At 70.0% G+C, this 24,012-nt stretch carries 23 protein-coding genes; 6 read left to right on the top strand and 17 right to left on the bottom strand.

What is annotated here, in order from left to right:
• Positions 1 to 149: 149 nt before the first annotated feature.
• Entirely contained in the window at positions 150 to 749 is a 600-nt protein-coding gene (locus KBX71_RS25985; protein WP_210820452.1) for a cadmium resistance transporter, read from the top strand.
• A gap of 21 nt (positions 750 to 770) precedes the next feature.
• On the opposite strand, the gene KBX71_RS25980 is transcribed toward KBX71_RS25985, so the two are convergent.
• Positions 771 to 2,375, bottom strand: coding sequence for an ABC-F family ATP-binding cassette domain-containing protein (locus KBX71_RS25980; RefSeq protein ID WP_210820451.1), 1,605 nt, complete (start codon positions 2,373 to 2,375; stop codon positions 771 to 773).
• Between the two features lie 263 nt (positions 2,376 to 2,638).
• On the opposite strand from KBX71_RS25980, the gene KBX71_RS25975 reads away from it, so the two are divergent.
• On the top strand, positions 2,639 to 3,550 hold the full coding sequence (locus KBX71_RS25975) for a neutral zinc metallopeptidase (RefSeq protein ID WP_210820450.1): 912 nt from the start codon (positions 2,639 to 2,641) through the stop codon (positions 3,548 to 3,550).
• Positions 3,551 to 4,534: 984 nt separating this feature from the next.
• Here KBX71_RS25975 and KBX71_RS25970 read toward each other — a convergent pair.
• The 13 genes from KBX71_RS25970 to KBX71_RS25910 all read right to left on the bottom strand — a co-directional run bounded on the left by KBX71_RS25970 (position 4,535) and on the right by KBX71_RS25910 (position 14,692).
• The gene (locus KBX71_RS25970) at positions 4,535 to 4,900 is read right to left on the bottom strand and encodes an SgcJ/EcaC family oxidoreductase (protein WP_247684130.1); all 366 of its coding nucleotides are present in this window, start codon (positions 4,898 to 4,900) and stop codon (positions 4,535 to 4,537) included.
• A gap of 2 nt (positions 4,901 to 4,902) precedes the next feature.
• Positions 4,903 to 5,214: a muconolactone Delta-isomerase family protein gene (locus tag KBX71_RS25965; protein WP_210820448.1), complete on the bottom strand. Its 312-nt coding sequence runs from the start codon at positions 5,212 to 5,214 to the stop codon at positions 4,903 to 4,905.
• Between the two features lie 96 nt (positions 5,215 to 5,310).
• Positions 5,311 to 5,958 (bottom strand): acVLRF1 family peptidyl-tRNA hydrolase, encoded by a 648-nt coding sequence (locus KBX71_RS25960; RefSeq protein ID WP_210820447.1) that lies wholly within the window; start codon positions 5,956 to 5,958, stop codon positions 5,311 to 5,313.
• Between the two features lie 63 nt (positions 5,959 to 6,021).
• Positions 6,022 to 6,654: a LysE family transporter gene (locus KBX71_RS25955; RefSeq protein WP_210820446.1), complete on the bottom strand. Its 633-nt coding sequence runs from the start codon at positions 6,652 to 6,654 to the stop codon at positions 6,022 to 6,024.
• Between the two features lie 396 nt (positions 6,655 to 7,050).
• Positions 7,051 to 7,650 (bottom strand): TIGR03086 family metal-binding protein, encoded by a 600-nt coding sequence (locus KBX71_RS25950; RefSeq protein WP_210820445.1) that lies wholly within the window; start codon positions 7,648 to 7,650, stop codon positions 7,051 to 7,053.
• Between the two features lie 203 nt (positions 7,651 to 7,853).
• Complete coding sequence (locus KBX71_RS25945) at positions 7,854 to 8,300, bottom strand: metal-sulfur cluster assembly factor (RefSeq protein WP_210820444.1); 447 nt, start codon at positions 8,298 to 8,300, stop codon at positions 7,854 to 7,856.
• A 67-nt stretch (positions 8,301 to 8,367) separates the two neighbouring features.
• The gene (gene sufU, locus KBX71_RS25940; protein ID WP_091403700.1) at positions 8,368 to 8,841 is read right to left on the bottom strand and encodes a Fe-S cluster assembly sulfur transfer protein SufU; all 474 of its coding nucleotides are present in this window, start codon (positions 8,839 to 8,841) and stop codon (positions 8,368 to 8,370) included.
• Positions 8,841 to 10,145 carry a cysteine desulfurase gene (locus KBX71_RS25935; RefSeq protein WP_210820443.1) on the bottom strand — a complete coding sequence of 435 codons (1,305 nt, stop codon included), beginning with the start codon at positions 10,143 to 10,145 and terminating at the stop codon, positions 8,841 to 8,843. The genes sufU and KBX71_RS25935 overlap by 1 nt, the downstream gene beginning before the upstream one ends.
• Before the next feature lie 20 nt (positions 10,146 to 10,165).
• Positions 10,166 to 10,939 carry a Fe-S cluster assembly ATPase SufC gene (gene sufC, locus KBX71_RS25930; RefSeq protein ID WP_210820442.1) on the bottom strand — a complete coding sequence of 258 codons (774 nt, stop codon included), beginning with the start codon at positions 10,937 to 10,939 and terminating at the stop codon, positions 10,166 to 10,168.
• Positions 10,939 to 11,265, bottom strand: a complete 327-nt coding sequence (locus KBX71_RS25925; protein ID WP_091403693.1) for a non-heme iron oxygenase ferredoxin subunit — start codon at positions 11,263 to 11,265, stop codon at positions 10,939 to 10,941. The genes sufC and KBX71_RS25925 overlap by 1 nt, the downstream gene beginning before the upstream one ends.
• On the bottom strand, positions 11,265 to 12,407 hold the full coding sequence (gene sufD, locus KBX71_RS25920) for a Fe-S cluster assembly protein SufD (RefSeq protein WP_210820441.1): 1,143 nt from the start codon (positions 12,405 to 12,407) through the stop codon (positions 11,265 to 11,267). The genes KBX71_RS25925 and sufD overlap by 1 nt, the downstream gene beginning before the upstream one ends.
• Positions 12,408 to 12,464: 57 nt before the next feature.
• Positions 12,465 to 13,895 (bottom strand): Fe-S cluster assembly protein SufB, encoded by a 1,431-nt coding sequence (gene sufB, locus KBX71_RS25915; RefSeq protein ID WP_210820440.1) that lies wholly within the window; start codon positions 13,893 to 13,895, stop codon positions 12,465 to 12,467.
• A complete protein-coding gene (locus tag KBX71_RS25910) occupies positions 13,892 to 14,692 on the bottom strand; it encodes a helix-turn-helix transcriptional regulator (RefSeq protein WP_372431739.1) in 801 nt (266 codons plus the stop codon). The genes sufB and KBX71_RS25910 overlap by 4 nt, the downstream gene beginning before the upstream one ends.
• 98 nt (positions 14,693 to 14,790) lie before the next feature.
• Between KBX71_RS25910 and KBX71_RS25905 the strand changes: the two genes are divergently transcribed.
• Positions 14,791 to 15,756 (top strand): heme A synthase, encoded by a 966-nt coding sequence (locus KBX71_RS25905; protein ID WP_210820439.1) that lies wholly within the window; start codon positions 14,791 to 14,793, stop codon positions 15,754 to 15,756.
• Between the two features lie 411 nt (positions 15,757 to 16,167).
• Here KBX71_RS25905 and KBX71_RS25900 read toward each other — a convergent pair whose 3' ends face one another.
• The 3 genes from KBX71_RS25900 to KBX71_RS25890 form a co-directional block, all read right to left on the bottom strand.
• Positions 16,168 to 17,088: a RimK family alpha-L-glutamate ligase gene (locus KBX71_RS25900; RefSeq protein WP_210820438.1), complete on the bottom strand. Its 921-nt coding sequence runs from the start codon at positions 17,086 to 17,088 to the stop codon at positions 16,168 to 16,170.
• Positions 17,089 to 17,102: 14 nt separating this feature from the next.
• A complete protein-coding gene (locus tag KBX71_RS25895; RefSeq protein ID WP_124816405.1) occupies positions 17,103 to 17,438 on the bottom strand; it encodes a hypothetical protein in 336 nt (111 codons plus the stop codon).
• Between the two features lie 350 nt (positions 17,439 to 17,788).
• Positions 17,789 to 18,742: a heme o synthase gene (locus KBX71_RS25890; RefSeq protein WP_124816407.1), complete on the bottom strand. Its 954-nt coding sequence runs from the start codon at positions 18,740 to 18,742 to the stop codon at positions 17,789 to 17,791.
• 267 nt (positions 18,743 to 19,009) lie between these two features.
• Here KBX71_RS25890 and tkt point away from each other — a divergent pair, with 267 nt between their 5' ends.
• Genes tkt through KBX71_RS25875 form a run of 3 tightly spaced genes read left to right on the top strand, consistent with a single transcriptional unit; the run spans position 19,010 to position 24,011 of the window.
• Positions 19,010 to 21,148: a transketolase gene (gene tkt / locus KBX71_RS25885; RefSeq protein ID WP_210820437.1), complete on the top strand. Its 2,139-nt coding sequence runs from the start codon at positions 19,010 to 19,012 to the stop codon at positions 21,146 to 21,148.
• 15 nt (positions 21,149 to 21,163) lie between these two features.
• A complete protein-coding gene (gene tal, locus KBX71_RS25880; protein ID WP_124816410.1) occupies positions 21,164 to 22,339 on the top strand; it encodes a transaldolase in 1,176 nt (391 codons plus the stop codon).
• A 22-nt stretch (positions 22,340 to 22,361) separates the two neighbouring features.
• Positions 22,362 to 24,011, top strand: a complete 1,650-nt coding sequence (locus tag KBX71_RS25875) for a glucose-6-phosphate isomerase (protein ID WP_210820436.1) — start codon at positions 22,362 to 22,364, stop codon at positions 24,009 to 24,011.
• Position 24,012 lies beyond the last annotated feature (1 nt).

Below are 24,012 nucleotides of genomic sequence, written 5' to 3'. Positions count from 1 at the left end.
TCATGCGCCAGATATCAACTCTTCGCCAACCGACACGCTATGCAATGTCAGCTTCCCGATAGAGTGATCCTGGCGATGGGGTCCGCCGCGGCGTCCGGGCGTACCACAGCCGCGAGCTGGCGGCTGTCGACGACCCGTAGCCTTCGGTCGTGATCGACCTGTTGAGCACCGCGGGCGCGGCGGCGGTGGTCTTCGCCGCCACCGATATCGACGACATCGTCATCCTGACGCTGTTCTTCGTCGCGGCCCGCACCACCGGCCAACCCCGCACCTGGGAAATCGTCGCCGGGCAATACCTCGGCATCGGCGCGCTCGCGCTGGCCAGCGCGGTGATCGCTGGTGGACTCCTGGTGGTGCCCGACCCGTGGACGGGGTTGCTCGGCCTGCTGCCGATCGCGCTCGGCGTACGCGCACTGCGGGGTTCGGGCGACGACGAGACGCCCACGGTCGTCACCGGAGCGCTCGGCGTGGCCGGAGTGACGATCGCGAACGGCGCCGACAACGTCGCGGTCTACGTACCCGTCTTCCGGGCCCTTGGGGTGGCCGACAGCGCGGTGTTCCTGCTGGTCTTCGTGCTGCTGATCGCCCTGTGGTGCGTGGCCGGGGCCTGGCTGGGCGGGCACCGGAGGGTGGTCCGCCTGGTCGAGCGGGCCGGCGCCTGGCTGGTGCCGACGATCTTCATCGCCATCGGACTGGTGATCCTGGTCAGCTCCGGTGTGCTCGGCCGACTGGCCGACCTGCTCGGTTGAGAGCAGGCCGAGCCTCCTCGCTCAGGCCAGCTCGACCAGTTCGAGCAGGTCGTCGCTCCACGCGTCCTCGTCGCCGTCGGGCAGCAGGATGGCCCGGTCCGGCTTGAGCGCCAGCACCGCACCCGGATCGTGGGTGACCAGGACGATCGCGCCCGGGTAGTTGGCGATGGCGTCGAGCACCTGCTCCCGGCTGACCGGGTCGAGGTTGTTCGTCGGCTCGTCGAGCAACAGCACGTTGGCGCCGGAACAGACCAGGGTGGACAGCGCCAGCCGGGTCTTCTCACCACCGGAGAGCACGCCGGCCGGCTTGTTCACGTCGTCACCGGAGAAGAGGAACGCGCCAAGGATCTTGCGCAGGTCGGTGTCGGACTGCTCGACGGCGGCGGCGCGCATGTTCTCCAACACCGTCCGCTCCACGTCCAGCGTCTCGTGCTCCTGGGCGTAGTAGCCCAGCCGCAGGCCGTGCCCCGCGTGCACCCCGCCGGTGTCCGGGCTGAGCAGCCCGCCGAGCATCCGCAGCAGCGTCGTCTTGCCGGCGCCGTTGAGCCCGAGGATGGCCACCCGGGAGCCCCGGTCCACCGCCACGTTGACGTCGGTGAAGATCTCCAGCGAACCGTACGACTTGGAGAGGCCGGTCGCCGTGAGCGGGGTCTTGCCGCACGGCGCGGGGCTGGGGAAACGCACCTTGGCCACCCGGTCGGCGACCCGCACCTCCTCCAAGCCGGAGATCAGCTTCTCGGCACGACGGGCCATGTTCTGCGCGGCCACGGTCTTGGTGGCCTTGGCCCGCATCTTGTCGGCCTGCGCCATCAGCGCACCGGCCTTCTTCTCCGCGTTGGCCCGCTCCCGACGGCGGCGCCGCTCGTCGGTCTCGCGCGCCTCCAGGTACGCCTTCCAACCCAGGTTGTACACGTCGATGACCGACCGGGTGGCGTCGAGGAACCAGACCTTGTTGACCACCGACTCCAGCAGCGCGCCGTCGTGGGAGATCACGATCAGGCCGCCCTTGTGGTTGGCGAGGAAGCCCCGCAACCAGGTGATCGAGTCGGCGTCGAGGTGGTTGGTGGGCTCGTCGAGCAGCAGGATGCCGCCGCCGTTCTCGCCCGCGTCGCGGAACAGGATCCGGGCCAGCTCGATGCGCCGACGCTGACCGCCGGAGAGGGTGCCGATGGTCTGGGCGAGCGCCCGGTCCGGCAGGCCGAGGTTGGCGCAGATCCGCGCGGCCTCAGCCTCGGCCGCGTACCCCCCGAGGGCGGCGAACTGGTCCTCCAGCGCGCCGTACCGACGGACCAGCTTGTCGCTGGCGTCCTCGGCCAGGCGGGCCTCGACCTCCTGCATCTGGGACATCAACACGTCCAGGCCGCGCGCCGAGAGCACCCGGTCGCGGCCGGTCACCTCCAGGTCACCGGTGCGCGGGTCCTGCGGGAGATAGCCGATGGCGCTGCGCTTGTCGATCTGGCCGCCGTACGGCTGCCCCTCGCCGGCGAGCACCTTCAGGGTGGTGGTCTTGCCGGCGCCGTTGCGACCGACCAGGCCGATCCGATCACCGGGCTGCACGCGCAGGGTGGTGTCGGACAGCAGGATCCGGGAACCGGCACGCAGTTCCAGGCCGGTGGCAGTGATCATGTTTGCGGGCTCGCTCTCGGGGTTCGGAAGGCTGACTCGGGGCACGCGAAACGGCCGGCGGGCTCAAGGGGCCCGACGGCGCGGGGCGGTTCAGCCTTCGCAGCGCAGCACCTGACAAGTGTACCGGGCGCCGTCGGACGTCCCGCCCGGATTACCGATCAAGATCATCGGGTATCGGAACGCCTGTCCGGACCCCGTCCGGCACTCACGCGACAAAACGACACACAGACGACATTCACCGGCATACGGCGATCGGGGTCAGCATGGAACTCAACGAGCGGGCCGAGCTCGACACCTCCCAGGCCAAAGACCTGGGTCGCGGCGGCGGGGGCGGCATCGGCATCCCCATCCCGGGAGGTGGCGGTCGGGGCGGCATCATCGGCATCGTGGTGGCTGTGCTCATCGCCCTGCTCGGCGGCGGCTTCGGCCTCAACGCGATGACCAACGGCGACGAGGGCGGTCAGGCCGGCGACGACCTGGACCAGGTGTGCTCCACCGCGAACCCGGACCGCCTCCAGGACGAGCGCTGCCGCAACCTGCTCTACGTCAACAGCATCCAGGGGTACTGGCAGAAGGCATACCCGGAGCTGGGCAATGGCAAGTACGAGCCCACCATCACCAACTTCTTCCAGGAGGCCGTGAACACCGGCTGCGGGCAGGCCGACTCGGGTGTCGGCCCGTTCTACTGTCCCGCCGACCAGAAGGTGTACATCGACCTGAGCTTCTACGACGAGCTGGCCACCCGATTCGGGGCCAAGGGCGAGTTCGCCCAGCCGTACGTGCTGGCCCACGAGTACGGCCACCACGTCCAGAACCTGCTCGGCACCAACGCGCAGGCCGGCCAGGGCGACCAGAGCGGCCCCAAGTCCGCCTCCGTGCGGCTAGAGTTGCAGGCCGACTGCTACGCGGGCGCCTGGGCAAAGCACGCCAGCGAGAGCAAGGACAGAACCGGCGAGAAGCCCCTGTTCAAGTCGATCACCGAGGCCGACGTCAGTCAGGCCATCGACGCCGCCGAGGCGATCGGTGACGACAGCATTCAGGAGCGCTCCGGCGGACGAGTCAACCCCGACCAGTTCACCCACGGCACGTCCGGGCAGCGCAAGCGCTGGTTCAGCCGGGGCTACGATCAGGGCGACCCGAAGACCTGCGACACCTTCGGCACCGACCAGCTCTGACATTCAACAAGCGACGTGGCAGGCCCCGCGGGGCCTGCCACGTCCATGTTTACCGTCAGTCGGGTCAAGGCCCGGCAGCGTTTCGGGTGCAGACGTCGGGACGGGGAGGCTTCGTCAACGGCACTGCACCTGACGACAGACACGCTGATCGAGAGCAATGGGCCATAGGACTGTCAATTACTCTCGACCATCAATTTCTGCGTCAGTTCTCCGAATTACGCCGCTGCGACACTGCCAGTGCACCCACTCGGCATACGAGTACCAGTGCGGTAGGTGAGCCAATTATGATGCCGGACGTTCTTCTTCTGACTCTCGCACCAGTAATAGGTGTACGGGTGCACAACATCCCAGCAGTATGAATAGCACGTGCCGGAGGTGCAATCGTTGACCTGACTGAAGTCCAGGTCGGCGCAAGGGTTGATCTCGAACATGGGAACCATGTCAGATGAACCCTGAGCTGCGGTAACACATTCTGCTGCGGGCTTGGCGGTTCGCTCCTGGGCAACCGAGGCCGCCGCCGGCGAGGCAGCGGTCAAGGACAAACCCATCAGGATAATTGCGACCGAGAAAAGCCTGGTCATTGCCTTTAACACGTGTCCTCCAGGTGAATTCCGAGGTCATCAGACGCTGCGATGACCCATGACATCCTGGAACGACCGACGTCGCTCGAGCCACGGCCCCCCGTGCACAAATCGCCGTAGTCGACCAGCGCGGCACCCGGACCGAGAAATCCCGTTACCGGAATTCGCTCTCTTGGTGCCGCGCTGTTTATACAACGCTTGTCTCCAGGGCCTGTCAACCCCGCTCGCCGATACCTGATGCTCTGATGGCGGTGAATGCGCTGCCTGGCAAGCCTGAGGCGGAGCCGACGACTGAAGCCGATTTCGTGCCAAATCCCGAGGTCATGCTTGCCGCCCAGCAAGCATGACCTTGCTTCAGGCAACCAACGCCGTTGAGTCCAGATATCCGGGGAACGGGGTGCCCTCAGTCGCGCCGCGACACCTGGTAGTGCCCGATCAACCAGACGTCCCCGACCCGTCGCGTCAGCACGCCGAGGTACACCGTTAGCGCCGGTCGGTCGGTGAAGCCGAACTCGACCTCCAGGTAGCCCAGGACCACGTCGTCGGCGAGCCGGCGGACCTCCCGGATGTCGTACGCGGCGGTCAGGCCGAGCGGCTGGGCGGCGTAGTACGCGGCGACCCCGGCCCGGCCGACGGTGTACGGACGCAGCCCCTGGAAGATCGCGTCCTCGGTGAAGGACGACGCGACGCGCTCCGGCTCGTGGGCGTCGACCGCCGACGCCCACCGGTCGAGGACGGTCCGCAGGATCTGCTCGTCGCTGCTGGCCATGGTCACCTCCCCGGCTGCCGGGGCGGCTGACCCGGGTCGTTCGGGTGCGGCGTCAACGGCGTCACGGTCTCGCGCCGCCAGGCGCGCAGCGGCATCGACGCGAGTACGGCTTCCAACTCATCGGCGTCGTCGGCCTGGAACAGCCCCCACGTACGCCACTCCCCCGGCGCCAGCGGTGGCCGCCACAGCCGCAGGAGACTGCCCTGCGCGGTCAGCTCGGCCGAACGCGCCGCCTCACGAGCGCGCATGTCGGCGACCCCGTCGTCCGAGGTTCCCCGCGGCACCGTCGTCACCATGTCAACCAGAAACTCCACGCGCCCATCCTCCGACCACCGGCCGGGCGGCACGCCGGGAACCCCGTTTCGCGTGGCGGTCGTCTCCCCCTCCGACACCGCCGCCGAACGCCGAGGTCAGTCGGGGTCACGCACCAGGATCCGCACCGACCGGGCCGCGCCCACCGCCGCGACCAGCACCACGTGCCGGGGCTCCGGCACGTCGAGCAACCGCTCCGCCCGCAACGGCACGAGCGGCGCCAACCGCCGGTCGGCCAGCACCCCGTCCACCGCCCGCCGGTCACCGCCGCAGACCAGCGCGGTGAGCTTCGCCGCCTCCGGCAACAGCAGCCGTACGGCCAGGTCCGCCGCGTCACCCAGCGCAGCCTTCGCCTGGTTGTCGCGCCGACGGGCGAACCGGTGCTGCGACCATCCCCCCGCCGCTGTGCGCCCCTGCACGTACCGGGTGTCCACCTTGGAGACGACGAGGTCGGCGCCCGCGGCCACCCCGATCGCCACCGCGCCCTTGCGGGCCAGCAGCAGGCCGATCCGGCGGGGCATGACGGCGGCGGCCACGAACCCGTCCACATCCACACCGGCCGGCGCACCCGGTGGGGCGTACAGCTCGGCGGTTGCCCCGTCCGGGGCGGCGAGCAGCAGGCCGTACTCCCGCGCGCTGGTGATGGGCGGGCCGTGCCGGTCGGCGAAGCCCTCCACCCAGCGGCCGACGCGGGCCGGGTCGACCTCGACCCACCGGCCTCCGCCGGCTGCGGGTCGACTGGTCATCGCCCGACCGTACGGCACAGCGGGCCCGTCCGGACCCCCGGGCGGCACGCGGATCCAGCACGGTTAGCCCGGCAGGACCGCAGCCACCGCCAGCGCGGCGATGAGCGCGCTGGAGAGCAGGCCGGTGACCAGCCGGCCACGCGGCCCGGTCAGCGCCCGACCGACCACCGTGCCACCGCCGGCGATGACCAACTGCCAGCTCGCCGACGCCAGGAAGACACCGGCCACGAACAGCGCCACGGGGAGCATGCCCGGGTCGGCCGTGTCCCGACGGCCGAGCACCAGCGCGGTGAAGTAGAGCACCGTCATCGGGTTCAGCAGGGTCAACCCGAGCAGCGCCGCGTAGGCCCGCCCCGGAGTACTCATGCCCCGACCGGCGCGTGCCGTCGGCGACCGCCGCGAGCGGTGCGCGGACAACGTCCGCCAGAGGCCGTGCCCGGCGAGCCCCAACAGGACCACGGCGGCGACCACCCGCAGCGGCCCGGCGACCGGCGCGATGACGTCGGCCAGGCCAGCGCCGCCGAGCGCGGCGACGGCCGCGTAGAGCCCGTCGGCCGTCGCCACGGCGAGCGCCGCGGCCGCACCGACCCGGAACGAGGTACGGGCACTGAGCCCCAGGATGAGGATCGCGATCGCGCCGACCGGGATGGCGACGCCGTAACCGGCGACCAGGCCGGCGAGGAACGCCCCGGTCACGGACGTCGGTGGCGGGTCGAGGCTCGTCCCCGGAGCGGCCGCTGTCGACGCACGGCAGTCGCCGCACGGACAGGGACCTGCATCGGGTACGCCTCAATCACACGCGCATCCTGCGCGCCAAACCGGCACCCCCGCCACCGAATTTCCCCGCGCCCCGCGCCCCGCGCCAAGATCTCCGCAACTTCCCCGATGTTGCTGCCTCCGACAAGCCAGAGACAGCAACATCCCCGATATTGCGCGGATCTTGACGACGAACCCCGGCCCGGACGGACCCGGAGCGGGGTTTGGGGTGTCCACGGCCGCCAAGGTCACGCCCGAACCAGGATGTAGTGGCCTCGGCGACGCACCGAGGCCACTACATCAATGATCGACCGCGATCTCAGGTCGGTCGAGCGGTCAGCGCCGCACGCCGGCCCACCGGGGGTCGCGGCCGAGGTAGGCGAGCAGGGCGCTGACGTCGTCGGCCTCCGCGCCGGCGTCGAGCGCCGCGGCGTACGCGCCGTAGTTCCGCAACGGCTCGACGATCTGCCGGGCGACCTCCAGCAGGGGGCGGGCCAGGTCGTCGTGGAGCGGGGACGGCTGACCGGTGGCCACCGCGATGTCCCAGGCGTGCACCGCCGCGTCGAGGGCGCACGCGACGGCACCCACCTCGGCCGGCAGCGCACCCTGGGGCAGCGGCGTCCGTACCTGCGGATCGTCGTCGGCGACGCCCGCCCAGGCGTGGGCGGACGCGTCGAGGGCGGCGCGCAGCCCGCTGAGCTTGTCGCCCTCGATCCGACCGGAGGGGGCGAACGGGTCCTCCGACGGCCCCGCCCCGCCGACGATCGCCGCCGCGAAGGCGGTCTGGTCACCTGTCGCGTGCTGGAGCACCTGCGTGACCGTCCACCGCTCGCACGGGGTGGGCAGGTCCCAGGCGTCGGCCGGGATTCCCTCGGCGGTCGTCCGGAGTGCCTTGTGCGCCTCGTCGAGCACGACCCGCCACTGTCCAGCTGCCATCTCACCCATTGTCCCGACCCTTTCCGCCGACCCCGCCAAGCGAGCGAACCCACTCGCTTGTGAACGGAATATTCCGCTCCGTTCTGCAATCAGACTAGCAGACCGGAACGATCCGTTCCACTACTGATTCGCATCGAGGCACAACAGATCGAGCGCGGCGCCCAAACGGGCACCGCGCTCGACGAAGGTAGGACGAAGTCGGGTCAGACGTTGAAGCCGAGGGAACGGAGCTGGTCCCGACCCTCGTCAGTGATCTTGTCGGGCCCCCACGGCGGGAGCCACACCCAGTTGATCCGGATGTCGTTGACCAGGCCGCCGCCGGGGCCGGTGGTGAGCGCCTGCCGGGTCTGGTCCTCGATGACGTCGGTCAGCGGGCAGGCCGCCGAGGTGAGCGTCATGTCCAGGGTGGCGACGTTCTCGTCATCGACGTGTACGCCGTACACGAGGCCCAGGTCGACCACGTTGATGCCGAGCTCCGGGTCGACGACGTCCTTCATCGCCTCCTCGATGTCGGCGATCATGGCCTTGCTGACGCCGCCCGCAGGGGCGGCGGCGTCACCGGTGCCATCGGTCGTCGCGGCGTCGGTCTGCGGCACCACTGTGGTGTCACCGGCCTCCGGCGTCGCCTCGGTAGCGATGTTCTCGCTCATGCCGTCCCTCCGCATCGCTGTGTGATGCCACAGGGCACCACTGTGTCATTGGCTCGCTGACGCACCGTCACGCCTTCACCTCCGGACTCACGCCCACACCGGCGCGTGCTGCGGCGTCCTTGAACGCCATCCACGGCAGCAGCGCGCACTTGACCCGGGCGGGGTAACGGGCCACACCCGCGAAAGCAACCCCGTCACCGAGCACGTCCTCGTCCGGCGTGACCTGACCACGTCCGGACATCAACTCCACGAACGCCTCGTGCACCTCGAATGCTTCCCCAGCGCCGCGACCGCGCAGCAACTCGTGCAGCACGCTCGCCGAGGCCTGGCTGATCGAACAGCCCATCCCGTCGTACGAGATGTCGTGCAGCACCGTGCCGTCGGTGGCCACCCGGACGGTGACCTCGTCACCGCAGGTGGGGTTGACGTGGTGCGCCTCCGCGACCTGGTCGCCCGGGTCGTCGGCGTCGCGTAGGCCACGCCCGTGTGGGCGCTTGTAGTGGTCCAGGATGATCTCCTGGTAGAGCTGGTCGAGCTGCATCAGTCGAACACCTTCCGCACCTGCTCCAGACCTGCCACCAGAGCGTCGATCTCCTCGGTGGTGGTGTAGAGGTAGAACGAGGCCCGGGTCATGGCCGGGACGCCGAACCGGCTGCACACCGGCTTGGCACAGTGGTGGCCCACCCGCACCTGCACGCCGAGCGAGTCGAGCACCTGACCCACGTCGTGCGGGTGCAGGTCACCCAGCGCGAACGAGATGGTGCCACCCCGGCCGACCGGCACGGTCGGGCCGAAGATCCGCAGGTCCGGCACCGAGCCGAGAGCGTCCAGCGCGTACGCCGTCAGCTCCTTCTCGTGCCACTGGATGGCCGGCATCCCGATGCCGGTCAGGTAGTCGACCGCCGCGCCGAGCGCGACCGCCTCGGCGATCGGCGGGGTGCCCGCCTCGAAGCGGGCCGGCGGCGCGGCGAACGTGGACCGGGCCATGGTGACCGTCTCGATCATCGAGCCGCCGCCGAAGACCGGCGGCATGGCCGCCAGCAGCTCACCCCGACCCCAGAGCACGCCGATGCCGGTCGGACCGCACATCTTGTGGCCGGTGAAGACGATGTAGTCGGCGTCCAGGTCGACCACGTCGATGGGCAGGTGCGGCACCGACTGCGAGCAGTCCAGCAGCAGCAGCGCACCCACCTCGCGGACCCGCGCGGTGATCCGGGAGGTGGCGTTGACGGTGCCGAGGATGTTGGACATGTGCACCAACGAGACGATCTTCGTCCGTTCGGTGACCAGATCCTCCAGGCCCGACTCGTCCAGCCGACCCTGGTCGGTGACCGGGAACCAGCGCAGGGTCGCGCCGGTCCGCTCACAGAGCAGCTGCCACGGGACGATGTTCGAGTGGTGCTCCATCTCGGAGATCACCACCTCGTCGCCCGGACCGAGCCGGAACCGACTGTCGGCGTCCGGGCGCAGCGAGGCGTTCGAGAAGGCGTACGCCACGATGTTGATCGCCTCGGTGGAGTTCTTGGTGAACACCACCTCGTCGACGCTCGGCGCGTTGATGAACGCGGCAATCTTCGCCCGCGCCCCTTCGTACGCCTCGGTGGCCTCGGTGCCCAGGGTGTGCACCGAGCGCGACACGTTGGCGTTGTGCCGCGCGTAGTGCTCGTCGAGCACGTCGAGCACCTGGCGCGGTTTGTGCGAGGTGTTGGCGCTGTCGAGGTAGACCAGTGGGTGCCCGTTGATCTCCCGATCGAGGATCGGGAAGTCGGCGCGCACCCGGGCCACGTCGAAACGCGGCACGTCGTCGTACTGCGGCATCCCCGAAGGGATCGCGATGCTGGTCATCTCGGCAGCGCCTCTCCCGCTCAGGCCTTGGCCGTGCCGGCCCCGGCGGCGTACCGCTCGTAGCCCTCGGCCTCGAGCTTGTCGGCCAGCTCCGAGCCGCCCTGCTCGACGATTCGGCCGGCCACGAAGACGTGCACGAAGTCCGGCTTGATGTAGCGCAGGATCCGGGTGTAGTGGGTGATCAGCAGCACGCCGGTGTCGCCGTTGTCGCGGACCCGGTTGACGCCCTCGCTGACCACGCGCAGCGCGTCCACGTCGAGACCGGAGTCGGTCTCGTCGAGGATCGCGATCTTCGGCTTGAGCAGCTCCAGCTGGACGATCTCGTGCCGCTTCTTCTCACCGCCGGAGAAGCCCTCGTTGACGTTGCGCTGGGCGAACGCCGGGTCCATCTGGAGGCGCTCCATCGCGCCGCGCAGCTCGCCGCCCCAGGTACGGAGCTTCGGCGCCTCGCCGTCGATGGCGGTCTTCGCGGTCCGCAGGAAGTTCGCCACCGAGACACCGGGCACCTCGACCGGGTACTGCATGGCCAGGAAGAGGCCGGCGCGGGCGCGCTCGTCGACCGTCATGGCCAGCACGTCCTCGCCGTCGAGGGTCACCGTGCCGCCGGTGATCTCGTACTTGGGGTGACCGGCGATCGAGTACGCCAGGGTGGACTTGCCGGAGCCGTTCGGGCCCATGATCGCGTGGGTTTGACCGGATTTCACCTCCAGGTCTACCCCATGCAGGATCGGCTTGAGCTCACCCTCGGGCAGCTTGACCGACACCTTCAGGTCGCGGATCTCCAGGGTGCTCATTATCGGGTCACTCCATTACTCGGCGTCAGGCTGAGGTAGATGTCGCCGTCGCGGACTTCGACGGGGTAGACGGGAACGGGTTCGGTGGCGGGCAGGCCGGTCGGCTCACCGGTGCGCAGGTCGAAGCGCGAGCCGTGCAGCCAACACTCGAGCGTGCAGCCATCGACCTCACCCTCGGAGAGCGCGACCGAGGCGTGCGAGCACTCGTCGTACGCGGCGTAGAAGCCGCCGTCCTCGCCATGCACCAGGGCGATCGGCGTGCCGTCGACGTCCGCGCTGATCGCGGTGCCCTTCGGCACGTCCTCGGTGGAGCAGATTCGGATCATCAAGCGCCCGCCTTGGTCAGCCGGGCCTCGATCGCGTCGCCGAGGCTCTCGCGCAGCGACTCCACCGGAATCTTGTTGATCAGCTCGGCGAAGAAGCCACGGACCACCAGCCGGCGGGCCTCACTCTCCGGAATTCCCCGGGCCATCAGGTAGAACAACTGCTCGTCATCGAAGCGGCCGGTCGCGCTGGCGTGGCCGGCGCCGGCGATCTCGCCGGTCTCGATCTCCAGATTGGGTACGGAGTCCGCCCGCGCGCCGTCGGTGAGCAGCAGGTTCCGGTTGATCTCGTACGTGTCGGTGCCGGTCGCCTCGGCCCGGATGAGGACGTCGCCCACCCAGACGGTGTGCGCGCTCTCGCCCTGCAGGGCACCCCGGTAGCCGACGTAGCTGCGGCAGTCCGGAACGCTGTGGTCGACCAGCTGCCGGTGCTCCAGGTGCTGGCCCGAGTCGGCGAAGTAGACGCCGTACAGCTCTGCCTCTCCACCGCGCCCGGTGTATTCCACGCTGGTGAACTGCCGGACCAGATCGCCACCCAGGGAGACCTGGATGTGGATGACCCTGGCGTCCCGGCCCAGCTTGATCTTCAGGTGCTGGGCCTGGACCGCGTCGTCGGCCCAGTCGGCGACAGTGACCAGCGTCAGCTTCGCGCCGTCGGCCACGGCCACCTCGACGTTGTCGGCCAGGGTGGCCGACCCGACGTGCTCCAGGACCACTGTCGCCTCGGCGAACCGGCCCACCTCGACGAAGGTGTGACCGAACGACGGCTGCTCGACGCCCTCGCCGACCACCCGCAGGCGCACCGCCTCGCCGAGCACCACGTCGGGAGCCACCCGCAGCAGCAGGGCGTCCGCGGCGGCACCGTAGGCCAGCGCGCTGACCCGGTCGACAGGGGTCAGCACGCTGCCGACCCGCTCGTCGTCACGGCCGACCCGGGTGATGGCGACGCCCTCGGGCAGGTCGCCGTACTCGTGTCGGACCGCGCCGGTCGCGGCCGGCGCCTCGTTGGTCAGGCCGCGGAGGCGCTTGAGCGGGGTGAAGCGCCACTCCTCCTCCAGGCCGGTGAGGGCCGGGAAGTCGGCGACGTCGTACGAGCGCAGCGCCTGCGACTTGGTGCTGGGCGGCGCGGAAGCCTGGGTAGTCATTTCTTCCTTGGTCTGTTCTACGACGACGGTGTCAGGTGCTCGGTAGGGCGGGCGGCGTCAGCCGACCGCGCCCTCCATCTGAAGCTCGATCAGACGGTTGAGCTCCAGGGCGTACTCCATCGGGAGCTCCTTGGCGATCGGCTCGATGAAGCCGCGCACGATCATGGCCATCGCCTCGTCCTCGCTCAGACCCCGGCTCATCAGGTAGAAGAGCTGGTCATCGCTGATCTTCGAGACGGTCGCCTCGTGCCCCATCGACACGTCGTCCTCGCGGATGTCGACGTACGGGTAGGTGTCCGAGCGGGAGATGGTGTCGACCAGCAGCGCGTCGCACTTGACAGTGCTCCGGCTGTGGTGCGAACCCTCCAGCACCTGCACCAGACCCCGGTACGAGGTGCGGCCGCCGCCACGGGCGATCGACTTGGAAATGATGTTCGAGGAGGTGTGCGGCGCGGCGTGCACCATCTTGGCGCCGGCGTCCTGGTGCTGGCCCTCGCCGGCCATCGCCACCGAGAGCACCTCGCCCTTGGCGTGCTCGCCGGTCATGTAGACCGCCGGGTACTTCATGGTCACCTTGGAGCCGATGTTGCCGTCGACCCACTCCATGGTCGCGCCCTCGTGGCAGACGGCGCGCTTGGTGACCAGGTTGTACACGTTGTTCGACCAGTTCTGGATGGTCGTGTAGCGGCAGCGCGCGTTCTTCTTGACGATGATCTCCACGACCGCGCTGTGCAGCGAGTCGGAGGAGTAGAGCGGCGCGGTGCAGCCCTCGACGTAGTGCACGTACGCACCCTCGTCGACGATGATCAGCGTCCGCTCGAACTGGCCCATGTTCTCCGTGTTGATCCGGAAGTAGGCCTGCAGGGGGATCTTCACCTGCACGCCCTTCGGCACGTAGATGAACGAGCCACCGGACCACACGGAGGTGTTCAGGGCGGCGAACTTGTTGTCGCCGACCGGGATCACCGTGCCGAAGTACTCCTTGAAGACGTCCTCGTGCTCGCGCAGCGCCGTGTCGGTGTCCAGGAAGAGGACGCCCTGCTCCTCAAGGTCCTCACGGATCTTGTGGTAGACGACCTCGGACTCGTACTGCGCCGCGACACCGGCGACCAGCCGCTGCTTCTCCGCCTCCGGGATGCCCAGCCGGTCGTAGGTGTTCTTGATGTCCTCGGGCAGGTCCTCCCAGCTGGTGGCCTGCTTCTCGGTGGACCGCACGAAGTACTTGATGTTGTCGAAGTCGATCCCGCTGAGGTCCGCGCCCCAGGCCGGCATCGGCTTACGGCCGAACAGCCGCAGGCCCTTCAGCCGCAGGTCGAGCATCCACGCCGGTTCGCTCTTCTTGGCCGAGATGTCCCGCACCACGGCCTCGTTGATGCCGCGCTGGGCGACCGCCCCGGCGGCGTCCGGGTCGGACCAGCCGTACTCGTACCGGCCCAGGGCGGCGAGCTGCTCTTCCTGGGTCAGGGGCTGGACGATCTGCTCGGTCATCTATCTGTCCTCACAGTGGTGACGGGATTACCTGATTGAACGCGGCTCGGCTGGGTCGGGATGTGCGTTGTGCACACCCCGTCGCCGTGCGCGATGGTGGCCAGACGCTGCACGTGGGTGCCGACCAGACGGGAGATAACCGCGGTCTCGGCCTCGCACAGCTGGGGAAACTCGGCGGCCACGTGCGCCACCGGGCAGTGGTGCTGACAGAGCTGGCCGCCGGAGGCGATCGTGGTCGCATTGGCAGCGTAACCCTCGGCGGTGAGCGCTGCGGCGAGTGCCTCGGCTCGGGCGAGAGGCTCGTCGCCGGCGTCCTCCATAGCCGTCCGACAACGGGACTCGAGCGCGGACACCTGCTCGGTGGCGAATGCCTCGACCGCGCCCGAACCGCCGCTGCGGGCGATCCACCGCAGCGCGGCGGTGGCCATGTTGTCGTAGTGGTGTGTGCCACAGCGGACCCGGGCGGCCTCGGTCAACAGGAACACCTTGGCCGGGCGCCCCCGACCGCGACTGCCCTGCACGGTCTGCTCGCGGGCGTACACGTCACCGTCCGCGAGCATCGCGTCCAGGTGTCGGCGGATCGCCGCCGGGCTGAGCCCGAGCGCCGCGCCAAGCTGCGCGGCGGTGGTGGCACCCTGCTCCAGCAGCAACTGGGTGACCCGATCCCGGGTGGAGATCTCGGCCGCCGCCGACCCGGCGAGGCCGGTCGACGTGGTCACGGCGGGCGCGGAGACGGGCGCACCGAGGGCCGGTACGGCCGTCGGTTGGTGCCCGGAGAGCGCCGCCGCGTTTTTCACAACGCCAACGTTACGTAATTACCCGGAGGGTCGCAAACCCGGGCCCCGGTGATCCGAGCCACCGAGCCGGCGGAGTCGGACGAACCTCGATCACTACAGTGCGTAGGATTTGCGCCGTGAACCGAATCGCCCGTCCGGTCTCCGGCAACCTGCTGCGCCGTCTCGCGCTCGCCTCGATCATCTCGAACGTGGCGATCGTCGTCACCGGCGGGGCCGTCCGGTTGACCGCCTCGGGCCTCGGCTGCCCCACCTGGCCCCGGTGCACCGACGACTCGTACGTCACCACCCCCGAGATGGGTGTGTACGGGGTGATCGAGTTCAGCAACCGGATGCTGACCTTCGCGGTGGGCCTGATCGCGCTGGCCACCCTGCTGGCCGTACTGCTGCACCGGCCGCGCCGACCCGGGCTGCTGCCCCTCGCGGTCGCGGTGTTCCTGGGCATCCCCGCCCAGGCGGTGGTCGGGGGCATCACAGTGCTCACCAACCTCAACCCGTGGGTGGTCGGCCTGCACTTCCTCGCCTCGATGGCGGTGATCGCCGCCGCGTACGCCCTCTGGCGGCGCATCGGCGACCCCGACGGCCCGACAGTGGCCGTGGTGCCCGCACCTCTGCGCACGCTGGCCCGGATCACCACAGGCGTCACCGTCGCGGTGCTGGCCATCGGCACCTGGGTCACCGGCAGCGGCCCGCACGCCGGCGACCACGGCGCCGCCCGCAACGGGCTCGACCCGGAGACGATCTCGCAGGTGCACGCCGACGGGGTCTTTCTGCTGATCGGCCTCTCGGTGGCGCTGATCTTCGCGTTCCGCGCCGTCGGTGCGCAGCGGGCCACCCGCGCCGCGATCATCCTGCTCGCCGTGGAGTTGAGTCAGGGCGTGATCGGCTTCGTGCAGTACTTCACCCACGTGCCGGCGATCCTGGTCGGCGCGCACATGCTCGGCTCCTGCCTGGTGCTGCTGGCCGCCCTGGCGGTGCAGTGGTCCACCCGGGAACGCCACCCCGTCGCGCCGACCCCTCAGGCCGCCCCGGCCGACACCGCCACCCCGGTACCAGTCACCGCCTGACGCACCCTGCCCGCCCGACGCACCCTCCCCACCTGACGCACCCTGGCCACCTGACGACCGCCCGCCGCCTAGTCCCCCCGCCGCCCGAGCCCCGCGCCCCGCGCCCCGCGCCCCGCGCCCCGCGCCCCGCGCCCCGCGCCAAGATCTCCGCAACTACCCCGATGTTGCTGCCTCCGACACGCCGAGAGACAGCAACATCCCCGAAACTGCGCGGATCTTGACGACGAACCCCGCCCCGGACGGACCCGGAGCGGGGTTTGGGGTGCCCACGGCCGCCAAGGTCACGCTCGAACCAGGATGTAGTGGCATCACCGACGCACCGACACCACTACAACCAGGATGCTGCGCGATCTTGCGGCGGAGAGCACGGGCACCGCAGGCACCACGCGGTGCGGGAGGTCAGGCGGCGGGTCAGGCGCGGCGGGTCAGGCGGGTGGTGATCGCGGTGGCGAGGCGGTCAGGGGCTTCGTCCACGTACCCGATGAAGAGCGACGGCTCGGTCAGCTCCAGCTCGACCAGAACCGGCTCGCCGTCCGGGCCGGGGATCAGGTCGACCCGGGCGTAGAGCAGCTGTCGGGTGCCACCAGGTATCGCCGCGAGGGTCCGCTCGGCCACCGCCAGCTGTTCGGGGCGGACGGTGCGCGCGGTGATCTCTTCAGCCTTGTAGAGCCCGTCCGGGCCGAGGTCCGGCCCGGCCAGCATCGGACCCTTGCGGATCGCGTGGCTGAACGTGAGCCCATCCGGGCCGGCCAGGAAGAGCAGTGCCGTCTCGCCCTCGGTGTCGACGGCACGCAGGTACGGCTGGACCATGGTCACCCGGCCGGCCTCGGAGAGCCGGCGAACGTGTGCGGCGGCCAGGTCCCGGTGTTCCGGGTCGGCCAGGTCGTACCGGCCGGTGTCCTGGCTGCCGGCGCTGATCGCGGGCTTGAGCACGTACTCGCCGGTCTCGGCGGGCAGTTGCCAGCTCTCCCCCGGCCCGATCCACGACGTTGGCACGGTTGGCACCCCGGCGGCGCTCAGCTCGGCGAGGTAGCGCTTGTCGGTGTTCCAGCGGACCACGTCGGCCGGGTTGACCAGCGTCGGCACGGTGGCCGCCCAGGACACGAACTCGTCGCGGCGTAGCGCGTAGTCCCAGGGTGAGCGGAGCACGACCAGGTCGTAGGACGACCAGTCGACGTCGGGGTCGTCCCAGATGACGGCCTGGACGGCGACGCCACGGGCCGCGAGCGGGGCGAGGACCAGCCGGTCGTCCGGGTCGAGGTCGGCCAGGTCGGCGCAGGTAACGAGAGCGACCCGGGGTTCCCCCCGGGTCGACTGGTGATATGTGGTCAATTCAGCTGTCTGTTTCAGCGGGACATCGTGCGGCGGGCCATCGACCGCCAGAGGTCGTTGCTCGGACGCATCTGGTCCATCAGCTCGCGCTCCCAGGCGTTCTCGACGGTGACTCCCGCCTTGGCGCACGCCTCCCGGGCGGTGACGGTGTCGTCGGCGAACTGGTCGCCCCACTCACCGTCGGAACCCACGAGGACGATCCGCGCGCCACGCTTGCCGACGTACTCGATGACCGCCTTCGCGCCGCCGTGTCCGGCGGCGAACGCCTTGAGGCCCGCGACCAGGCCGTGGGGCGCCTGCTCGCCGGCGGTCTGCTCGGCCGTCAGCGTCGTATCGGAACCATCTGCCATGACGCGAAGCCTAAGCAGAGTCGCACCCGGTCGGGCGAGAACCATGAACCTTTTGTGATGCCAATTACCTACAGGTTTAAGGATGACCACAGGTTTGCTGTCCGCTTATTTACTGACTTTTACCGTCAAACCACGCTGACAAATCGCCTCCGAACCGCCCCGAGTTGAGCCGATCCGACTCATGCCGAAAGTTACTCTGATGTGACGTTAAACCCGGACAACTCATCCACGTCCATGATTAGTCACTAGATCACGGCTACCGTTCGCCGACGGGCAGAGCCGACGGGCAGAGCCGACGGGCAGAGCCGACGGGCAGAGCCGACGGGCAGAGCCGGGGCGTGCGGGACGGGTCAGATCAGCGCGTCGAGCGCGACGGCCACGAAGACGATCGTCAGGTACGTCGTCGACCAGTGGAACAGCCGCATCGGCTTGACCGCCTCGCCGCGCGTCGCGCGCCGGCAGAGCCGGTGAGCCTCGACCAGGAAGATGGCGCCCACCACCAGGGTCGGCACCCCGTAGATCGCGCTGAGCCCCAGCGGCCAGACGGCCAGGGAGGTGAGCACGGTGAGCCACGCGAAGATCAGGATCTCGGCGTTCACCCGGCGGACCGAGGCCACCACCGGCAGCATCGGGATGCCGGCCCGGGCGTAGTCGTCCTTGTACTTCATCGCGAGGGGGTAGAAGTGCGGCATCTGCCAGAAGAAGACCACCGCGAAGAGCCCCCAGGCGGCCGGCGACAGCGAGCCGGTCACCGCCGCCCACCCGATCAGCACCGGTGCCGCACCGCAGGCGCCACCCCAGAAGGTGTTCGCCGGGGTGGAGCGCTTGAGCCACAGGGTGTAGACGAGGTCGTAGTAGACGATCGCGGCGAGGGTCAGCCCGGCGGCCAGCAGATTGGTGAACGCCGCCAGCAGGACGATCGACACCGCCGCCAGCACCAGACCGAAGATCAGCGCGCTTCGCGGCGACACGGTGTGCGCCGGCAGCGGCCGGCGCTTGGTACGCCGCATCAACTGGTCGATGTCACGGTCGATGTAGCAGTTGAGCACGCTGGCCGCGCCGGCGGCGAGCGAACCGCCGATCAGCACGACGGCCATCAGCCACAGCGACGGAAGCCCGCCCTCGGCGAGCATCATCGCCGGGATGGTGGTGACCAGCAGCAACTCGACGATCCGCGGCTTGGTGAGCGCCACGTACGACGAGAGGACCGCGCGTACGTCCCGCCGGGCCACCGGGCCCTCGGCCGCCCGCGCCGGGTGTTGCCCGGCCGGGTTGCTCGCGGGGCGCTCGGTGATCATGCTCACGGATTGCCACCTTCCGGCATCGGGCACGGGGAGATCGGATTGGTCGGGACCACAACGGGTCCGCATACCGACCCACACACTACGCGTCGTCGTTTTGGCTGCCCGGCCGACCCGACAACGGTGCGGGCCGTCACACCACCGGGTTGAACCGAGCATCCGGATGGTCACGTAGCGCACACCATGCACAGATCCCCGGGCGCACGTTTAGGGACGCTCGATAAGGTCATCAGTGAGGGTTCCGCCCATCTGCCGAGGAGCACAACCATCGTGGCTGTTAAACGACCCGAGCACTCCGCACTGAACTGGTCCGACCTCGATCGCCGGGCCGTAGACACCGTCCGCGTGCTGGCCATGGACGCCGTTGAGAAATCCGGCAACGGCCACCCGGGCACCGCGATGAGCCTCGCGCCCGCGGCGTACCTCCTCTTCAACCGCGTCATGCGGCACAACCCGGCCGACCCGAACTGGCCGGGACGCGACCGGTTCGTCCTCTCCGCCGGGCACTCCAGCCTGACGCTATACATCCAGCTGTTCCTCTCCGGTTACCCGTTGAGCCTGGACGACCTGAAGTCGCTGCGGCAGTGGGGCTCGCAGACGCCTGGGCACCCCGAGCACGGGCACACGCCGGGCGTGGAGACCACCACCGGCCCGCTCGGGCAGGGTCTGGGCAACGCGGTCGGCATGGCCATGGCGGCCCGCCGCGAGCGCGGCCTGTTCGACCCCGAGGCCGAGCTCGGCGCCTCCGTCTTCGACCACAACATCTGGTGCATCGTCTCCGACGGTGACATCGAGGAGGGCATCAGCCACGAGGCCAGCGCCCTCGCCGGCCACCAGCAGCTGGGCAACCTCACGGTGATCTACGACGACAACGAGATCTCCATCGAGGACGACACCCGGATCGCCAAGAGCGAGGACGTGGCCGCCCGCTACGAGGCGTACGGCTGGCACGTGCAGACCGTCGACTGGCGCAGCGGCGACGCCGACCAGGGCGACTACCACGAGGACGCCGAGGCGCTGTACGCGGCGCTGGTGGCCGCCAGGGCGGAGACCGCCCGCCCCTCCTTCATCGCGCTGCGCACCATCATCGGCTGGCCCGCGCCCAACAAGCAGAACACCGGCAAGATCCACGGCTCGGCGCTCGGCGCCGACGAGGTGAAGGCCACCAAGCGGATCCTCGACTTCGACCCGGAGCAGACCTTCCAGGTCGACGAGGAGGTGCTCGGCCACGCCCGCACGGTCATGGGCCGCGGCTCCGACGCAGAGCAGAAGTGGACCACCGCGTTCGACGCCTGGAAGAAGGCCAACCCGGAGCGCACCGCGCTCTACGAGCGGCTGGCCGGCCGCGTACTCCCCGACGGCTGGACCGACGCGTTGCCGGTCTTCCCCGCGGACGCCAAGGGTGTGGCCACCCGGGCCGCCTCCGGCAAGGTCCTGGAGGCGCTCGCGCCGGTGCTCCCGGAGCTGTGGGGCGGCTCGGCCGACCTGGCCGAGAGCAACAACACCACGATGAAGGGCGAGCCGTCGTTCATCCCGGCCACGCACGCCACCAAGGACTTCCCCGGTCACGAGTACGGCCGCACGCTGCACTTCGGCATCCGTGAGCACGCCATGGGCGCGATCCTCAACGGCATCGCCCTGCACGGTGGCACCCGCCCGTACGGCGGCACGTTCCTGGTCTTCAGCGACTACATGCGTCCGTCGGTGCGGCTGGCCGCGTTGATGAAGCTGCCGGTGACCTACGTCTGGACGCACGACTCGATCGGCCTCGGCGAGGACGGCCCGACCCACCAGCCGGTGGAGCACCTGACCGCGCTGCGCGCCATCCCGGGCCTGGACGTGGTCCGGCCGGCGGACGCCAACGAGACCGCCTGGGCCTGGCGGCAGGCGCTGGAGCACACCGACCGGCCCACCGCGCTGGCGTTGAGCCGTCAGCCGCTGCCGACCATGGACCGCGACGTCCTCGGCAGCGCGGAGGGCGTGGCCAAGGGCGGCTACGTGCTGGCCGAGGCGTCCAACGGCAAGCCTCAGGTGATCATCGTTGGCACCGGTTCCGAGGTGCAGCTCTGCCTGACCGCCCGGGAGCGGCTGGAGGCCGACGGCACCCCAACCCGGGTCGTCTCGATGCCATGCCAGGAGTGGTTCTACGAGCAGGATGAGGCGTACCGGGAGTCGGTGCTCCCGCGCGGGGTAAAGGCACGGGTGAGCGTGGAAGCGGGCATCGCGATGTCCTGGCGCGGTGTCGTCGGTGACCTCGGCGAGAGCGTGAGCCTGGAGCACTACGGAGCGAGCGCCCCGCACACCGTGCTCTTCGAGCAGTTCGGGTTCACCCCCGACCGGATCGTGGCGGCGGCACACGCCTCGCTGGCCCGGGTGGGCGACATCACCGGTTTCACGACCGGCAACTGAGGGAGCGTGGACGGCATGACGGACAAGCTGAATGAGCTCACCGCCGCGGGCGTGGCGGTCTGGCTCGATGATCTTTCCCGGGTGCGTTTGAGCTCCGGCGGGCTGGACCAGCTGCGCCGCGAGAAGCACGTGGCCGGTGTCACCACCAACCCGACGATCTTCGCCAAGGCGCTGAGCGACGCCGACGAGTACAACTGGCAGCTGCACGACCTCGCCACCCGTGGCGTCGAGGTCGAGGAGTCGGTGCGCATGCTCACCACGTACGACGTGCGGTGGGCCTGCGATGTGATGCGCCCGTCGTACGACGGCAGTGACGGCGTGGACGGTCGGGTCTCCATCGAGGTGGACCCCCGGCTGGCGCACGACAGCGACAAGACCGTGGCCGAGGCCAAGGCGCTGTGGTGGCTGGTGGACCGCCCCAACCTCTACATCAAGATCCCGGCCACCGAGGCCGGCCTCCCGGCGATCACCGCCACCCTGGCCGAGGGGATCAGCGTCAACGTCACGCTGATCTTCGGTCTGGACCGCTACTCGGCGGTCATGGAGGCGTTCCTCGCCGGTCTGGAGCAGGCCAAGGCGAACGGCCACGACCTGTCCAAGATCGGCTCGGTCGCATCGTTCTTCGTCTCCCGCGTAGACAGCGAAGTCGACAAAAGGCTCGAGAAGGTCGGTTCCGACCAGGCGAAGGCGCTGAAGGGCAAGGCCGCCATCGCCAACGCGCAGCTGGCGTACGAGCGCTACTCCGAGGTGTTCTCCTCCGACCGTTGGAAGGCGCTGGCCGGCGCCGGCGCGCACCCGCAGCGGCCGCTCTGGGCGTCCACCTCGACGAAGAACCCGGATTACCGGGACGTCATCTACGTCGAGGAGCTGATCGCCCCCGGCACGGTCAACACGATGCCGGAGTCGGTCATCCACGCGTACGCCGATCATGGCGAGACCCGCGGCGACACCATCACCGGCGCCTACGACGCGGCCCGGAAGGTCTTCGCCGACCTGAAGTCGGTCGGGGTGGACATGGACGACGTGATCGACACCCTGGAGCGCGAGGGTGTGGAAAAGTTCGAGGCCAGCTGGCAGGAGCTGCTCGACGGGGTCCGCAAGTCGCTGGAGGCGGCGGCGAAGGGCACTGGCGCTCCGAACAAGGCGGCCAAGGGCAACGCCAAGGCCGCCGAGAAGACCGGTGGCGCATGAGCGAGCGAAGCGGAGTGACGGCATGAGCGACCTTCTTGCAGGGCCGGTGGAGGCAGCCGCCGGGCTCGCGGTGTACGGCGCGGACGCGGTCGACAAGGCCGCGCCCGCCTCGACCCGGGACGCGCTGGTGAAGGCCGGCGTCCCGGGCAAGCTGGCGGGCAAGGACGCGAGCCTGTGGGGTCCGGACGCCGAGGCCGAGGCGAAGATCCGGCTGGGTTGGGTGGACACCCACCGGCGCAGCCGCGAACTGCTCGTGCAGTTGGCCGAGCTGACCGCGGAGCTGGCCGACCTGGATCATGTGGTGCTCGCCGGCATGGGCGGCTCGTCGCTCGCGCCCGAGGTGATCACCCAGACGTTGGGTCGCCCGCTGACCGTGCTGGACACCACCGACCCGGGCCAGGTCCGGGCGGCGCTCGCTGACCGGCTGGAGCGCACCGTCGTGGTGGTGGCCAGCAAGTCCGGCTCGACGGTGGAGACCGACAGCCACCGGCGCGCCTACTGGCAGGCGTTCCTGGACGCCGGGATGACCGAGGCGGAGGCCGGCCGGCACTTCGTCATCGTCACCGACCCGGGTTCGCCGCTGGAGACCACAGCGGCCGAGATGGGCGCGTTCACCGTGCTGGCCGACCCGAACGTCGGCGGCCGGTACTCGGCGCTGACCGCCTTCGGTCTGGTGCCGTCGGCGCTGGCCGGGGTCGAGGTCGCGGAGCTGCTCGACCAGGCTGACGCGCTGGCCACGTCGCTCGGCGCGGACCAGAACAACCCGGCGCTGGCGTTGGGCGCCGCCCTGGGCGCCGCGGCCACGCTGGCCCGGGACAAGGTCGCCCTGGTCTCCGACGGCACCGGCATCGACGGGCTCGGCGACTGGGCCGAGCAGCTGATCGCCGAGTCGACAGGCAAGGCCGGGGTGGGCATCCTCCCGGTGGTCGTGGAGTCTCCGCAGAGCCCCGGCGCCACCGGCGCGGACGTGCTGACCGTCAGCTACGGCGGCGCGCTGGCCCCGGGTGACGTGCCGGGCGGCGGCGCCGCCCCGGACGTGGCCGTCAACGGCCCGCTGGGCGCGCAGTTCCTGGCCTGGGAGTACGCCACCGCGGTGGCCGGCGTGGTGCTCGGCATCGACCCGTTCAACCAGCCGAACGTCACCGAGTCCAAGGAGAACACCAACAAGATCCTGGCCTCGGGCCTGCCGGCGGAGACGCCGTCGTTCACCGAGGGCGCGATCGAGGTGTACGCCCCGCAGGGCGCCCCCGGGGACCTCGCCGGCGTGCTGCGCTGGCTGCTTGACGGGCTGGGCGACGACGGTTACCTCGCGGCGATGGCGTACCTCGATCGGTTCGCCGACGCCGACGCGGCCCGACTGCGGCCGCTGCTGGCCCAGGCGGGCGGGCGGCCGGTCACCTTCGGCTGGGGTCCGCGGTTCCTGCACTCGACCGGCCAGTACCACAAGGGCGGTCCGCAGGTGGGCAGCTACCTCCAGGTGACCGGTGCGGTCGCCGAGGACCTGGCGGTGCCGGGCAAGCCGTACACCTTCGGTGAGCTGCAGGCGGCGCAGGCCGCCGGGGACCGGCAGGCCCTCGCCGGTCGGGAGCGGCCGGTGCTGCGCCTGCACCTGACCGACCGGGCCGCCGGTGTCGCCCAACTACTGGACGCGGCAGGTGATCTGCGGGCGTGAG

Origin of the sequence: Micromonospora sp. D93 (assembly GCF_018070365.1) — a bacterium.
In the GTDB taxonomy this organism is placed as follows: Bacteria; Actinomycetota; Actinomycetes; order Mycobacteriales; family Micromonosporaceae; genus Micromonospora; species Micromonospora ureilytica.
This window is presented reverse-complemented; position numbering and strand designations above follow the sequence as displayed.

What these genes read in the sequence shown, in the direction of transcription:
- KBX71_RS25980 (WP_210820451.1), bottom strand. Translation starts at nt 2,375, where the DNA reads ATGATCACTGCCACCGGCCTGGAACTGCGTGCCGGTTCCCGGATCCTG.
- KBX71_RS25975 (WP_210820450.1), top strand. Translation starts at nt 2,639, where the DNA reads ATGGAACTCAACGAGCGGGCCGAGCTCGACACCTCCCAGGCCAAAGAC.
- KBX71_RS25970 (WP_247684130.1), bottom strand. Translation starts at nt 4,900, where the DNA reads ATGGCCAGCAGCGACGAGCAGATCCTGCGGACCGTCCTCGACCGGTGG.
- KBX71_RS25960 (WP_210820447.1), bottom strand. Translation starts at nt 5,958, where the DNA reads ATGACCAGTCGACCCGCAGCCGGCGGAGGCCGGTGGGTCGAGGTCGAC.
- KBX71_RS25950 (WP_210820445.1), bottom strand. Translation starts at nt 7,650, where the DNA reads ATGGCAGCTGGACAGTGGCGGGTCGTGCTCGACGAGGCGCACAAGGCA.
- KBX71_RS25945 (WP_210820444.1), bottom strand. Translation starts at nt 8,300, where the DNA reads ATGAGCGAGAACATCGCTACCGAGGCGACGCCGGAGGCCGGTGACACC.
- sufU (WP_091403700.1), bottom strand. Translation starts at nt 8,841, where the DNA reads ATGCAGCTCGACCAGCTCTACCAGGAGATCATCCTGGACCACTACAAG.
- KBX71_RS25935 (WP_210820443.1), bottom strand. Translation starts at nt 10,145, where the DNA reads ATGACCAGCATCGCGATCCCTTCGGGGATGCCGCAGTACGACGACGTG.
- sufC (WP_210820442.1), bottom strand. Translation starts at nt 10,939, where the DNA reads ATGAGCACCCTGGAGATCCGCGACCTGAAGGTGTCGGTCAAGCTGCCC.
- KBX71_RS25925 (WP_091403693.1), bottom strand. Translation starts at nt 11,265, where the DNA reads ATGATCCGAATCTGCTCCACCGAGGACGTGCCGAAGGGCACCGCGATC.
- sufD (WP_210820441.1), bottom strand. Translation starts at nt 12,407, where the DNA reads ATGACTACCCAGGCTTCCGCGCCGCCCAGCACCAAGTCGCAGGCGCTG.
- sufB (WP_210820440.1), bottom strand. Translation starts at nt 13,895, where the DNA reads ATGACCGAGCAGATCGTCCAGCCCCTGACCCAGGAAGAGCAGCTCGCC.
- KBX71_RS25895 (WP_124816405.1), bottom strand. Translation starts at nt 17,438, where the DNA reads ATGGCAGATGGTTCCGATACGACGCTGACGGCCGAGCAGACCGCCGGC.
- tal (WP_124816410.1), top strand. Translation starts at nt 21,164, where the DNA reads ATGACGGACAAGCTGAATGAGCTCACCGCCGCGGGCGTGGCGGTCTGG.
- KBX71_RS25875 (WP_210820436.1), top strand. Translation starts at nt 22,362, where the DNA reads ATGAGCGACCTTCTTGCAGGGCCGGTGGAGGCAGCCGCCGGGCTCGCG.